The 13,250-nt window shown below is 66.9% G+C and carries 10 protein-coding genes and 1 riboswitch; of the genes, 8 read left to right on the plus strand and 2 right to left on the minus strand.

Annotated elements, in window-relative coordinates:
- Positions 1 to 70 precede the first annotated feature (70 nt).
- Positions 71 to 186: riboswitch (glycine riboswitch) on the plus strand.
- A 169-nt stretch (positions 187 to 355) separates the two neighbouring features.
- Genes gcvT through gcvPB form a run of 4 tightly spaced genes read left to right on the plus strand, consistent with a single transcriptional unit; the run spans position 356 to position 4,808 of the window.
- The gene (gene gcvT, locus VH569_RS15390) at positions 356 to 1,468 is read left to right on the plus strand and encodes a glycine cleavage system aminomethyltransferase GcvT (RefSeq protein ID WP_423316135.1); all 1,113 of its coding nucleotides are present in this window, start codon (positions 356 to 358) and stop codon (positions 1,466 to 1,468) included.
- Between the two features lie 52 nt (positions 1,469 to 1,520).
- The gene (gcvH, locus tag VH569_RS15395; protein WP_423316136.1) at positions 1,521 to 1,895 is read left to right on the plus strand and encodes a glycine cleavage system protein GcvH; all 375 of its coding nucleotides are present in this window, start codon (positions 1,521 to 1,523) and stop codon (positions 1,893 to 1,895) included.
- Between the two features lies 1 nt (position 1,896).
- Positions 1,897 to 3,240, plus strand: a complete 1,344-nt coding sequence (gcvPA, locus tag VH569_RS15400; RefSeq protein WP_423316137.1) for an aminomethyl-transferring glycine dehydrogenase subunit GcvPA — start codon at positions 1,897 to 1,899, stop codon at positions 3,238 to 3,240.
- Positions 3,237 to 4,808: an aminomethyl-transferring glycine dehydrogenase subunit GcvPB gene (gene gcvPB, locus VH569_RS15405; protein ID WP_423316138.1), complete on the plus strand. Its 1,572-nt coding sequence runs from the start codon at positions 3,237 to 3,239 to the stop codon at positions 4,806 to 4,808. Before gcvPA ends, gcvPB begins: the two co-directional genes overlap by 4 nt.
- 64 nt (positions 4,809 to 4,872) lie before the next feature.
- On the opposite strand, the gene VH569_RS15410 is transcribed toward gcvPB, so the two are convergent.
- Positions 4,873 to 5,088, minus strand: a complete 216-nt coding sequence (locus VH569_RS15410) for a hypothetical protein (RefSeq protein ID WP_376959159.1) — start codon at positions 5,086 to 5,088, stop codon at positions 4,873 to 4,875.
- 188 nt (positions 5,089 to 5,276) lie between these two features.
- On the opposite strand from VH569_RS15410, the gene VH569_RS15415 reads away from it, so the two are divergent.
- From VH569_RS15415 to VH569_RS15425, 3 genes are all read left to right on the plus strand, one after another.
- Positions 5,277 to 7,922 (plus strand): glycosyltransferase, encoded by a 2,646-nt coding sequence (locus VH569_RS15415; RefSeq protein WP_423316139.1) that lies wholly within the window; start codon positions 5,277 to 5,279, stop codon positions 7,920 to 7,922.
- 201 nt (positions 7,923 to 8,123) lie between these two features.
- Positions 8,124 to 9,215 carry a phosphotransferase family protein gene (locus VH569_RS15420; RefSeq protein WP_423316140.1) on the plus strand — a complete coding sequence of 364 codons (1,092 nt, stop codon included), beginning with the start codon at positions 8,124 to 8,126 and terminating at the stop codon, positions 9,213 to 9,215.
- Positions 9,215 to 9,601 (plus strand): DUF6285 domain-containing protein, encoded by a 387-nt coding sequence (locus tag VH569_RS15425; protein ID WP_109051741.1) that lies wholly within the window; start codon positions 9,215 to 9,217, stop codon positions 9,599 to 9,601. The genes VH569_RS15420 and VH569_RS15425 overlap by 1 nt, the downstream gene beginning before the upstream one ends.
- 25 nt (positions 9,602 to 9,626) lie before the next feature.
- Here VH569_RS15425 and VH569_RS15430 read toward each other — a convergent pair whose 3' ends face one another.
- Complete coding sequence (locus tag VH569_RS15430; RefSeq protein ID WP_423316141.1) at positions 9,627 to 10,643, minus strand: sensor domain-containing diguanylate cyclase; 1,017 nt, start codon at positions 10,641 to 10,643, stop codon at positions 9,627 to 9,629.
- A 385-nt stretch (positions 10,644 to 11,028) separates the two neighbouring features.
- On the opposite strand from VH569_RS15430, the gene uvrB reads away from it, so the two are divergent.
- A complete protein-coding gene (gene uvrB / locus VH569_RS15435; protein ID WP_423316142.1) occupies positions 11,029 to 13,170 on the plus strand; it encodes an excinuclease ABC subunit UvrB in 2,142 nt (713 codons plus the stop codon).
- The last annotated feature ends 80 nt before the right edge of the window (positions 13,171 to 13,250 follow it).

Consider the following 13,250-nt stretch of genomic DNA (forward strand, 5'->3'; position numbering starts at 1 on the left):
GCCTGTTCATGGGCCAGAGCGCCGATTGACAAACCTGTCTGATCGCGACAGTGTGCCGCCATCACGCCGATGATCCCTCGCGGGAGAGATCGCTTGTGAGCCCGTCGTAAATCGACAGGTCCGCAGGCGGCGCCGAAGGAGCAACCGCCCCCGGAAACTCTCAGGCAAAAGGACCGCAAGGGGATAAGGCAACTCTGGAAAGCAGCCTCGGCGCCCAGTCGCCGCGACTCACCGAAGGAGTAAACCGGGTGTTCGGCTCGACCGGACGGCGGTGAATCTCTCAGGTCCAAGACAGAGGGGGCAGCGATCCGCACCGATCCCGGTGCGGGAGCCGTAACCCTGTCGGAGGACCAGCGTGACCGAGGCCGCAACCGCTCTCAAGACCACCCCGCTGCACGCGCTCCATGTCGAGCTTGGCGCCCGCATGGTCCCCTTCGCCGGCTATGACATGCCGGTGCAGTATCCCCTGGGCATCCTCAAGGAACACCAGCACACCCGCGAGAAGGCCGGGCTGTTCGACGTGTCCCACATGGGGCAGGTCCGCCTGACCGGCGCCGATCCGGCCGCCGCCCTGGAAACGCTGGTTCCCGGCGACATCAAGGGGCTGGCGCAGGGCCGCATGCGCTACACGCTGTTCCTGAACGAGCAGGGCGGCATCCTCGACGACCTGATGGTGACCAATGCCGGTGACCACCTGTTCCTGGTGGTGAATGCCGCTTGCAAGGAGCAGGACGTCGCCCATCTGCGCGAGAAGCTGGCCGGCAAGGCCGAGGTGGAGCTGCTGGACGATCTGGCGCTGATGGCGCTCCAGGGTCCAATGGCGGCCGAGGTGATGGCCCGCTTCGTCCCGGAAGCCGCCACCATGAAGTTCATGAGCTACCTGTCCGCCACCTTCAAGGGCGTGCCGGTGATCCTGACCCGCTCCGGCTACACCGGCGAGGACGGCTACGAGATTTCCTGCGACAAGGCCGATGCGGAGATGATCGCCCGCGCCCTGCTGGGCGAATCGGAGGTCGAGGCAATCGGTCTGGGCGCCCGCGACTCGCTGCGTCTGGAGGCCGGGCTCTGCCTGTACGGCCACGACATCGACACCACCACGACGCCGGTGGACGGCGCTCTGGAATGGACCCTGCCGAAGCGCCGCCGCGCCGAGGGCGGTTTCCCCGGCTATGACATCATCCACCGGCAGCTGACCGAGGGCACCGCGCGCCGCCGCGTCGGCATCCAGCCGGAAGGCCGCCAGCCGGCCCGCGAGCACACCGAAATCCAGGACGCCAACGGCACCGTCATCGGCGAGATCACCAGCGGCGGCTTCGGCCCGACCGCCGGCGCGCCGGTCGCTATGGGCTATGTCGACATCGCGAACTCCGCGGTCGGCACGCCGCTGACGCTGATGGTGCGCGGCAAGCCGCTGCCCGCCCGTGTCGCCGCCACGCCCTTCGTGCCGCAACGCTATTACCGGGGCTGATACCCCGGCTTTCCCAATCACAAGCAACCGTTTCGAACAGGGAAACATTCAGATGAGCAAGAAATTCACCAAGGACCACGAGTGGGTTCAGGTCGATGGCGATGTCGCCACCGTCGGCGTCACCGACTTCGCCCAGAGCCAGCTGGGCGACGTGGTGTTCGTCGAGCTGCCCGATGCTGGCCGCGTGCTGGAGAAGGGCAAGGAAGCCGCCGTCGTCGAATCGGTGAAGGCCGCCAGCGACGTCTATGCCCCGGTCTCCGGCACCGTGGTAGAGGCCAACCAGGCCCTGGTGGACGACCCGTCGATGGTCAACAGCGCCGCCGAGACCGAGGGCTGGTTCTTCATGTTGCAGCTCAAGGATGCCTCCGAACTGGATGGCCTGATGGACGAAGCGGCCTACAAGGCCTTCGTGGAGGAATCCCACTAACATGCGCTATCTGCCCCTGACCGAGGCCGACCGGCAGTCGATGCTGGAGGCCATCCGCGCAACATCGGTCGAAGACCTGTTCCGCGACGTTCCAAAGGCGGCCCGTCTGGCCGGCCCGATCGGGGGCTTGCCCAACCATATGGGCGAGCTTGAGGTCGAACGGCTGCTCGGCTCCATGGCCGCCAGGAATGTGCCGGCGGGGTCGGTGCCGAGCTTCCTCGGCGCCGGTGCCTACCGCCACCATGTGCCGGCCACCGTCGACCATCTGGTCCAGCGCGGCGAGTTCCTGACCGCCTACACGCCGTACCAGCCGGAGGTGAGCCAGGGGACGCTTCAGGTCCTGTTCGAATTCCAGACCCAGGTCGCGCTGCTGACCGGCATGGATGTGGCCAACGCCTCGATGTATGACGGCGCCACCTCCTGCGCCGAAGCCGTCATGATGGCCAACCGCGTCACCCGGCGGAAGAAGGCGATCCTGTCCGGCGGCCTGCACCCGCATTACCGCGACGTGACGACCACCGACGCCCGCTTCATCGGTTTCGAGGCGGTCGCCCTGCCGGCCGCCCCGACCGGCGGCGAGGATCTGCTGGGGCTGGTCGACGACAAGACTGCCTGCGTCGTCGTGCAGAACCCGGACGTGTTCGGCCATGTCCGCGACTACACCGATCTGGCCGCCGCCTGCCAGGCCAAGGGCGCGCTGCTGATCGTGGTGGTGACCGAGGCTCTGTCGCTCGGGCTACTGACGCCGCCGGGCGACATGGGCGCCGACATTGTCGCGGCGGAAGGCCAGTCCTTCGGCAACGCCCTGAACTTCGGCGGTCCCTATGTCGGGCTGTTCGCGGTGAAGGACAAATATGTCCGCCAGATGCCGGGCCGCCTGTGCGGCGAGACGGTGGATGCCGACGGCCGCCGCGGCTTCGTGCTGACGCTCTCCACCCGCGAGCAGCACATCCGCCGCGAGAAGGCGACCTCGAACATCTGCACCAACTCCGGCCTGTGCGCGCTGGCCTTCTCGATCCATGTCAGCCTGCTGGGCGAGGCGGGGATCACGCAGCTGGCCCAGCTGAACCATGCCAAGGCGGTCCAGATGGCCGACAAGCTGGCAACGGTTCCGGGTGTCGAGGTGCTGAACGACGGCTTCTTCAACGAATTCACCGTCAAGCTGCCGAAGCCGGCCGCCGCGGTGGTCGAGGAGCTTGCCAAGCGCCGCATCCTGGGCGGTGTGCCGGTGTCGCGCCTCTATCCGGGCGAGATGGAAGACCTTCTGCTGGTCGCCGTCACCGAGACCAACACCGACGCCGACATGGACGCCTTCGCTGCCGCTCTGAGTGAGGTTCTGGCATGAGCATGAACAACCAGGGCCGTCCGTCGGCCATTCCGGCCGGCGCCGCCTCGTTCGACGGCGTGACCGGCACCGTCACCGGCAACCGCGGTCTCCAGATCGAAGAGCCGCTGATCTTCGAACAGGACAGTGCCGGCCGTACCGGCGTCGATCTGCCGGACGTTCCGAAGGTGGCCTCGCGCCTGGGTGCGGTGAAGCCCCGCGCCAGGGTCGGGCTGCCCGGCCTCGCCGAGCCGCAGGTGGTCCGCCACTACACCCGCCTGTCGCAGAAGAACTATGCCATCGACAGCGGGTTCTATCCGCTGGGCTCCTGCACGATGAAGCACAACCCGCGCCTGAACGAGAAGATGGCGCGGCTGCCGGGCTTCTCCGACGTGCACCCGATGCAGCCGGTCAGCACGGTTCAGGGTGCGCTGGAGCTGATGGACCAGCTGGCCTACTGGCTGAAGACGCTGACCGGCATGGCCGCCGTGACGCTGGCGCCCGCCGCCGGTGCCCATGGCGAGATGTGCGGCATCATGGCGATCCGCTCCGCGCATGAGGCGAAGCGCGACAGCGGCCGCACCAAGATCCTGGTGCCGGAAAGCGCCCATGGCACCAACCCGGCGACCGCCGCGGCCTGCGGCTACAGCGTCGATGCCATCCCGGCGACCGCCGACGGCCGCGTCGATCTGGAAGCGCTGAAGGCCAAGCTCGGTCCCGACGTGGCCGGGCTGATGCTGACCAACCCCAACACCTGCGGCCTGTTCGAACGCGACATCATCGCCATTGCCGAGGCGGTGCACGCGGCCGGCGCCTATTTCTACTGCGACGGCGCCAACTTCAACGCCATCGTCGGGCGGGTGCGTCCGGCAGACCTCGGCATCGACGTCATGCACATCAATCTGCACAAGACCTTCTCCACCCCGCATGGCGGCGGCGGTCCGGGGTCGGGGCCGGTGGTGTTCGCGGAGTCGCTTGCGCCCTACATCCCGGTGCCCTACGTCACCCACGGCAAGGACGGCTTCGCGCTGGTCGAGAACGCCGGCGAAGGCCCTGCCTTCGGCCGCATGAAGGCCTTCCACGGCCAGATGGGCATGTTCGTCCGCGCCCTGTCCTACATGCTGAGCCACGGCGCCGACGGGCTGTGGCAGGCGTCGGGCGATGCGGTGCTGAATGCCAACTATGTCATGGCGCGGCTGGAGGACGTGATGACGGCGTCCTTCGAAGGGCCGTGCATGCACGAGTGCCTGTTCGACGACCGGTTCCTGAAGGGGACGGGCGTCACCACGCTCGACATGGCGAAGGCGCTGATCGACGAGGGCTTCCACCCGATGACCATGTATTTCCCGCTGGTCGTCCACGGTGCCCTGCTGATCGAGCCGACCGAGACGGAGAGCAAGGCCAGCCTGGACCAGTTCGTCGATGCGCTGCGTGCGCTGGCCGAGCGGGCGAAGTCGGGTGACGTCGCCTATTTCCAGGCCGCTCCGCGCCTGACGCCGCGCCGTCGCCTGGACGAGACGGCCGCCGCCCGCAAGCCGGTCCTGCGCTGGACCGCGCCGGTGCCGGCGGAGGCTCTGGCGGCGGAGTAAGGACGAACAGGAAGCTCCCCCTCTCTGCACGGGAGGGGGAGCTTCCTATTTCTACAAGTCGATTTTACCGGTCGGTCTTGCCGACGAACTTGTCGGCCTTTTTCTGATCCTCGGCGGCCTCGCGGGCCATTTCCTCGCCGATCTTCGGATCGATGCTCTTGGCTTCCTCGATCAGGTCGCGCGCCTTGCGGGGGTCGCCGCCGGCGGCCTTGTCCAGCGCCTGCTCGGCCAGATCATGGGCCTTCTTGTGTTCGGGGCTGTCTTCGTGGCGGGTGGCCATGGGGCGTTCTCCTGTGGCTTGAGCATTGAGAAACCTGTCGTTGTCCAACAGGAGCCGCCGGTGAGGGTTCCGCTCTCCGCGCTGCACAAAAAATTTTTGGAAGCGGCGGAATAGGGAAGTGGGTTTGCCCGTTTGTGCGGATGTCCGGTGGCGAACGGCCACCCAGCAACAGGGTACGCGAACTCCCCATGAGCAACCCGAAGAACTCGATCCGGCGCGCAGCCATCGCCGCCGCACTGCTGGCCGTGACCGCCGGCCACGCGTCCTTCTGGTCCTGGCGCAATGCGCCGACGCCTGTGGAGGCGGAGCCGGGCCGTATCGAATCCGTGTCCTACTCGCCGTCGGGCCGCAGCTACGACCCGAACCACCAGCCGGTAGTGCCGCGCAAGGACATCGAGAAGGACATGACCGCCATCGCCGGCTTCGCCGACGGCGTCCGCACCTACTCGACGCTCGGCTCGCAGGGCGAGGTGCCGGAGATCGCGGTGTCCAAGGGGCTGGACGTCACGCTCGGCATCTGGCTGAGCAAGGACAAGTCCCGCAACGAGCGGGAGGTGCTGCACGGCATCGCGCTCGCCAAGGAATTCCGCGGCATCAAGCGCATCGTCGTCGGCAACGAGACGCTGCTGCGCGCCGAACTGACCGATGCCGAGCTGGCCTCCTACATCAAGCGGGTGCGCGCCGCCGTCCCTGCCACCATCAAGGTCGGCACCGCCGACGTGTGGTCGGAGATGGTCAAGGCCGACGCCACGGTGAAGGCGTCCGACTTCATGGGCGTCCACGTCCTGCCCTACTGGGAAGGCGTGCCGGTGTCCGATGCGCTGACCTGGATCCGCGACCGGCTCGACACCGTGCGCAAGGCCCATCCGGGCAAGGCGCTGTTCGTCGGCGAGGTCGGCTGGCCGTCGGGCGGCGAGAACTTCCACGACGCCTACCCGACGCCGGAGGCCCAGGCCGCCGTCGTCCGCGGTTTCGCGGCGGAAGCCAACGCGCTCGGCCTGCACTACAACGTCGTCGAGGCCTTCGACGGCATCTGGAAGTCGACCATCGAAGGCTCGCCCGGCCCGACCTGGGGCGTGCTGGATGCCGACCGCCAGCCGAAATGGTCGATGACCGGCGCCGTCGCCGCCCCCTATGGCGAGCGTGTCGCCGCGGGTGTGGCACTCGCCGTCGGCCTCGCCCTGTCGGCCTTCGCCGTGTTTCGCCGCCGGACCAATGCCGGCTTCGCTTTGGCCGCCTCGCTGGGTGCCAACATCATCGGCTTCGCCATCGGCTCGGCCGTCGCCGGCGCCTTCTCCGAGTATCTGACCTTCGGTGCGGTCACCACCTGGGGCTCGGCCTTCGCGCTCGGCACCCTGATGATGAGCGTCGCCTTCGCCGATCTGGTGGACGTCGCCCGCCGGCTGCTGACCGGCCGCGCCCCGGCCCTGCTGCCGCAGGGCGTGCCCAGCACCGAGCACAAGCCGATGGTCTCGATCCACGTCGCCGCCTGCCGCGAGCAGCCGGACGTGCTGAACGCCACGCTGGCCTCGCTGTCGCGGCTCGACTACCCGAACTACGAGGTTGTCGTCCTGATCAACAACACCGAGGAGGATCGTCTGGTCCGCCCGGTGGAGGAGATGTGCCAGGCGCTGGGGCCGAAGTTCAAGTTCCACTGGTACAAGAAGATCTCCGGCTTCAAGGCCGGCGCCCTGAACGCCGCACTGCGCCACACCGATCCGGCCGCCGAGATCGTCGCCGTGCTGGATGCCGACTACACCGTCTCGCCCGACTGGCTGTCGAAGCTGGCCCCGACCTTCGCCGATCCGTCGGTCGGCATCGTCCAGGCTCCGCAGGAGCACCGCGACGGCCACGAGACGGTGCTGAAGTCGGCGATGACCGCCGAGTACCGTCCCTTCTTCGACGTCGGCATGCAGGAGGGCGTGTCGTCCCAGGCCTTCATCTGCCACGGCACGATGATCATGCTGCGCCGCTCGGCGATGGATCGGGTCGGCGGCTGGTCGGAAGCCGGCATCTGCGAGGACACCGAACTGGGCCTGCGCATCCTGTCGGCCGGCTACCGCGCCGCCTACACCGACGAGCGCCTCGGCGCCGGTCTGGCCCCGGACAACTTCATGCAGTTCCGCAAGCAGCGTGACCGCTGGGTGTTCGGCTCGACGCAGATCGTCCGCGCCCACTGGAAGAAGTTCCTGCCGGGTGCGGCCGAGCTGAGCGCGCGGCAGAAGCTGGGCTACGTCACCAACTGGATCCGCTGGTGGTCCGACGCGGTCGGCCTGTTCGCCGCTGCCGCCGCCGTGGTCTGGACCTTCGCCTCGCTGGTCCTGCCGCTGCACCTGCCGCCGGTGGCCGCCACCGCCGCCGTGCTGGGTGCCCTGGTCCTGCGTGCCGGTTCCAGCCTGCTGGCCTCGCGCTATGCCTCGGGCAACAGCTGGAAGGAAAGCCTGGGTGCCTGCGCCGTCGGCATGGCGCTGTCCACCACCGTCGCCCTGGCCGTCGTCCGCGGTCTGGTCCGCAGCCAAGATGCCTTCCGGGTGACTGCCAAGGGCGGCAAGCGCACCGCCGGCCGCTTCTGCGCCAAGCCGGAAGCTTGGCTGTCGGCCGCGCTGGTCGCCTCGTCCGCCACCGCCGCGCTGGTCAACCCGCTGGGCACCCTGTCGCTGGAACTGTGGTCGGTGCTGCTCGCCGCTATGGCGGTGCCGAACCTGATGGCCGTCGCCTTCGGCATCGGTGACATGCTTCCGGTCCGTGAAGCCAAGCCGGCCCCGGTTCCGGCCGCCCAGCAGGGCAACACGGCCGGCCAGGAGCAGGGCACGAGCCACCCGGTCGCCGCGTAAGCTTCTCTTCCTTCACTCACGCAAGAACGGCCCCTTCCCCGCCTGACCGGTGGGGGAGGGGCCGACTTTTTTGGGGGTGTAGTCGCTTTTCCCACCAAGGTGAAACTTGTCTGCAACAGCGCTTCGTGCCTACCATCGGCGGCTCAAACCGATAAAGACGCGCGAACCAACGCGCCCGGCAACCTTCGGAGGGAGATCGTCATGCACGTCGTGAAAACGTCCGACCAGTCCCCGCCTTCCCTGCTGTCCGGTGACAACCGGGTTCGACTGGAACACTGGCTGGCCGCACAGGCCGGCGCATCCCGTGTCACGGTGACGGAGGATGGACGGCTCGGCGGCGGGGCGATCTCCCTAAATCTTGCGGTGACGCTGGATATCGTTGGCGGGCCGCTGGCCGGGCGCCATGCCTGCGTGCTGCGTGCCGAGGGGGGCGGGCGTATTTCGGCCAGCATCGGCAAGCTGCGGGAATTCGTGGTGCTGCGCGCCGCCTTCGCGGCCGGGGTGATGGCGCCGGAACCGCTGTTCGGCTGCGACGATCCCGCGGTGCTGGCCCATGACTTCTACATCATGCGGCGGGCCGAAGGGCTCGGTGCCGGCCATGCGGTGACGCGGTCCGACGCAGCGCAGCCGGACCTGGCGCGCGAGCTTGGGCGGCAGCTTGGCCTGCTGCACCGGATCACTCCGGATACCGAGGGGCTGGAGCGGCTGGGCGAGGCGCCCGATTGCCCGGCACAGGAGACGCTGGCGCAATACCGCCGCTGGTTCGGTGATCTGGGGCGGCGCGATCCGGTGATCGCCTGGGGGCTGCGCTGGCTGGAGGTCAACGCGCCGCAACCGGGTGCGGTGGTGCTGTGCCATCGCGACTTCCGCACCGGCAATTATCTGGTCAAGGACGGTGCGCTGACCGCGATCCTGGATTGGGAGTTCGCCGGATTCAGCGACCCGATGGAGGATCTCGGCTGGTTCTGCTCCCGCTCCTGGCGGTTCCGCCGGCCCGACCGCGAGGCGGGCGGCATCGCCGACCGGGCGGAGTTCTATGCCGGCTATGAGGAAACCTCCGGTCGCCGCGTCGATCAGGCGCGCGTCGCCTATTGGGAGACGGCGGCCTATCTGCGCTGGGCGGCGATCGCGGTGGAGCAGGGGCTGCGCCACAGCTCCGGCGCAGAGCGCTCGCTGGAACTGGCCCTGACCGGACGGATGCTGCCGGAAATCGAGATGGACATGCTGCGCCATCTGCGTGCCATCAGCGCCCTCGGTGGCATGGCGGCGGGTGCCGTGGAGAGGGTGGCCTGATGCGCGCCAATCCCGACGCCCGTGGTCTGCTGGAGATCGCCGCCTCCACCTTCCGTGCCGACGTGCTTCCCCATGTGGCGCCGGAAGCGCGTTTCGCCGCGCTTATGGTCGCCAATGCGCTGGAGATTGCCGAGCGCGAGTTGAAGGGGTTGGACGCTGCCGGCCATTCGATGCTGGGGGCGCTCGCCCTGCTCTATGGCGAGGATGCCGACGACGCCCTGTCCGGCGACGACCTGCGCAAGCGGGTGGAGGCCTTGCAGCACCGCCTGTGCATCGAGATCGCCGCCGGCGATTTCGACCAGGAGGGGCAGGGCGTGCTGATGGACTCACTGGAGGCCATCGTCGAAGCGCGGTTGGGAATTTCCAATCCGAAAGCACTGGGATAGGGGGCAACCGCCCCCCGTCTCGCTGTCAGGCTCGAAGCGCCTTCCGTTTGCGCTTCACCTCGTACATTGCCGCGTCCGCGTTCCTCAGCGCGGTCTCCACCGTGACGGTTCGCGGATCGGACGCGATGGGGCCGAAGCTTGCGCCCGAATAATGCAGCGTCGTGCCGCGCAACGCGTAGTCGCCGACCAGCAGCGGTGCAAGGCGGCTGCACAGAACCTCCGCCGCCGCCTGACCTTTGTCGTTGCCGGAAGGACCCAGGCCGGTGACGATGAATTCGTCGCCGCCGAAGCGGGCGAGGATGTCTCCGGCCCGCAGCCCGACCGACAGACGTTTGCCCACCTCGATCAGGAACTCGTCGCCGATCTCATGGCCATGACGGTCGTTGATCGCCTTGAAGCCATCCAGATCGATGAACGCGATCAGGACCGTCTGTCCGGTCCGTTCGGCATCCGAGAACAGCCTCTCCATCTCCTTCAGCAGGAAGCGGCGGTTCGGCAGTCCGGTCAGCACGTCGGTGAAGGAATGCGCTTCCAGCGCGGTGTTAACGGTTTGAAGGTTTTCGAGGAGCTGCTCCCGCTCCACATGCAGGCCGATCAGCGAGGAGAAGAGGCGGAGAACCTGTTCGCCCTTCGGGGTCAGCGGCTTGCGTTCCGACCCGGCGGCGCACAGGGTGCCGAAAATCCTGCCGTCGTTCAGCCGAACCGGAGTGCTGACGTAGGTCTGAATGCCGAGAGACTTGGCGGCGTCACAATCGCCCCACAGCGTCGGCACATCGTCGGTATGAAACCGCCCTTCGTCGAGGGCACGCTTGCACAGGGTTCCTTCCCAGGGCACGACGAGCCCCTCGGGAATCTGCATCGTCTTGCTGTTGTAGGCGAACATGACGCGCTGGACGCCGAGTTCCTGGTCGATGCAGGTCAGATAGGTGGCTTCCAGCTCCGTTACCGCTTCAAGCAGGCTCAGCAGCGGGCGGGTCAAGTCCTCGACCGATCTGGCGGAAGACAGAGTGTCGGAAATCTCGGAGAAAAACTTGTCTGACATGGATAGTCCGCCGAATGCACGACAACAGTTAGGCTATGAAACGTTGTGTCCGCACTTAAGGAAGGACCACCTGCTGTTGCCCCGTCCCGGATACGCTTGGTGAGCCGCCTCAGCTTCATACTCTAAACAGGATAATGCCATAACCTAATGCAGCGTTCAAGTTGGGGCACCTGTTCCTCCCGTGCCATCGACTTCCAAGCCATTTGTGTGAGGCGCTGAAGTCCCGGTGAATGCACCGAGGGCAAGCACTTCAGAAAATCGGATGTGGGGAGGCGTATGAACCGTATCGCAATTGCCGCCAAGCCCGCGCTCGACAGACGGGGGGATTGCGGCCATATAATCGGTTCCTGTTCCGTACCCGTCCCCTGATCCGGATCGCCGCCCCATGGCAAGTCCCGTCCTGTCCGCCATTCCCGCCAAGCCGCTTGCGAAGCTGGAAGCCGGAAAGCAGTTCGTCATCGTGTCGGACTATACGCCTGCGGGCGACCAGCCGAACGCCATCGAGGAACTGACCGGCGGACTGCGGCAGGGTGAGAAGGATCAGGTGCTGCTGGGCGTCACCGGGTCGGGCAAGACCTTCACCATCGCGCACGTCATCCAGACGGTGCAGCGCCCGACGCTGATCCTGGCGCCCAACAAGACGCTGGCGGCGCAGCTGTATGGCGAGATGAAGTCGTTCTTCCCGAACAACGCGGTGGAATACTTCGTCTCCTACTACGACTATTACCAGCCGGAAGCCTACGTTCCGCGCACCGACACCTACATCGAGAAGGAATCGTCGATCAACGAGCAGATCGACCGCATGCGCCACTCGGCGACGCGGGCCCTTCTGGAGCGCGATGACGTCATTATCGTGGCTTCGGTGTCCTGCATCTACGGTATCGGTTCGGTCGAGACCTATTCAGAGATGACGGTGGACCTGCGCAAGGGCGAGGTGATCGCCCAGCCGGAGCTGCTGCGCAAGCTGACCGAGCTTCAGTACAAGCGCAACGACGCCGCCTTCGGCCGCGGCCTGTTCCGCGTGCGCGGCGACACGGTGGAACTGTTCCCGGCCCACATGGAAGACCGGGCGTGGCGCATCTCGCTGTTCGGCGACGAGATCGAGGCCATCCACGAGATCGACCCGCTGACCGGCGAGAAGCTGGCGGCGCTGGAGGCCGTGCGCGTCTATCCGAACAGCCACTATGTGACGCCGAAGCCGACGCTCAATCAGGCGATCAACCAGATCAAGCGGGACCTGAAGGACCGGTTGGAGGAGTTCGCCGCCGAAGGCAAGCTGCTGGAGGCGCAGCGGCTGGAGCAGCGCACCACCTTCGACATCGAGATGATGGCGGCCACGGGCTCCTGTGCCGGCATCGAGAACTATTCCCGCTATCTGACCGGCCGCGCCCCTGGCGATCCCCCGCCGACGCTGTTCGAATATCTGCCGGGCGACGCGCTGCTGATCGTCGACGAGAGCCACGTCATGGTGCCGCAGATCGGTGGCATGTACCGCGGCGACTTGGTTCGCAAATCGACGCTGTCCGATTACGGCTTCCGCCTGCCCAGCGCCAAGGACAACCGCCCGCTGAAGTTCGAGGAATGGGAGGGCATGCGGCCGCAGACGGTCTTCGTCTCCGCCACGCCCGGCCCGTGGGAGATGGAGCGCACCGGCGGCGTCTTCACCGAACAGCTGGTCCGCCCGACCGGCCTGATCGATCCGCCGGTGATCATCCGCCCGACCGAGACCCAGGTCGACGACCTGATCGGCGAGTGCAAGGAGGTGGTCGCCAAGGGCTATCGCGTGCTGGTCACCACCCTGACCAAGAAGATGGCGGAGGCGCTGACCGAATACATGCACGAGGCGGGATTGCGCGTGCGCTACATCCATTCCGACGTGGAGACGCTGGAGCGCATCGAGATCATCCGCGACCTGCGGCTGGGTGCCTATGACGTGCTGGTCGGCATCAACCTGCTGCGCGAGGGGTTGGACATCCCGGAATGCGCGCTGGTGGCGATTTTGGACGCCGACAAGGAAGGCTATCTGCGGTCGAAGACCTCGCTGATCCAGACCATCGGCCGTGCCGCCCGCAACATCGACGGACGGGCGATCCTCTACGCCGACAAGATCACCGACAGCATGAAGTACGCCATCGACGAAACGGCACGACGCCGCGAGAAGCAGATGGCCTACAATCTGGAACACGGCATCACGCCGGAATCGGTGAAGAAGGCCATCGGCGACATTCTGGAAAGCGTGTACGAGCGCGGCGACCATGTGACGGTCAAGACCGGCCTGAACTCCAACGAGCTGGTCGGTCACAACCTGAAGAGCGTCATCGCCGATCTGGAAAAACGCATGCGGGCTGCTGCCGCCGACCTGGAGTTCGAGGAGGCCGCTCGCCTGCGCGACGAGTTGCGCCGGCTGGAGGCGATGGATCTGGGGCTGGAAACCCCCGGCAGCATCGGCATCAGCAGTGCGCGCCAGGGTCGCGGCATTCCGGAAGGGGCGCCGAAGAAGCAGGGCAGGCGCCGCCGCGGGCCGTGATCCACCTCCTGTTGACCCACCCTTGTCCTGAACAGGTTGCAACACCATACTTCCGCTTCCCGTAGGGTGGCGCGGGATCG

Source organism: Azospirillum sp. 11R-A (assembly GCF_049472615.1).
Lineage (GTDB): Bacteria > Pseudomonadota > Alphaproteobacteria > Azospirillales > Azospirillaceae > Azospirillum > Azospirillum palustre.

Bases quoted from the DNA above. Each gene is read 5' to 3' on its own strand.
- gcvH (WP_423316136.1), top strand. From the start codon at position 1,521: ATGAGCAAGAAATTCACCAAGGACCACGAGTGGGTTCAGGTCGATGGC.
- gcvPA (WP_423316137.1), top strand. From the start codon at position 1,897: ATGCGCTATCTGCCCCTGACCGAGGCCGACCGGCAGTCGATGCTGGAG.
- gcvPB (WP_423316138.1), top strand. From the start codon at position 3,237: ATGAGCATGAACAACCAGGGCCGTCCGTCGGCCATTCCGGCCGGCGCC.
- VH569_RS15410 (WP_376959159.1), bottom strand. From the start codon at position 5,088: ATGGCCACCCGCCACGAAGACAGCCCCGAACACAAGAAGGCCCATGAT.
- VH569_RS15415 (WP_423316139.1), top strand. From the start codon at position 5,277: ATGAGCAACCCGAAGAACTCGATCCGGCGCGCAGCCATCGCCGCCGCA.
- VH569_RS15420 (WP_423316140.1), top strand. From the start codon at position 8,124: ATGCACGTCGTGAAAACGTCCGACCAGTCCCCGCCTTCCCTGCTGTCC.
- VH569_RS15425 (WP_109051741.1), top strand. From the start codon at position 9,215: ATGCGCGCCAATCCCGACGCCCGTGGTCTGCTGGAGATCGCCGCCTCC.
- VH569_RS15430 (WP_423316141.1), bottom strand. From the start codon at position 10,643: ATGTCAGACAAGTTTTTCTCCGAGATTTCCGACACTCTGTCTTCCGCC.
- uvrB (WP_423316142.1), top strand. From the start codon at position 11,029: ATGGCAAGTCCCGTCCTGTCCGCCATTCCCGCCAAGCCGCTTGCGAAG.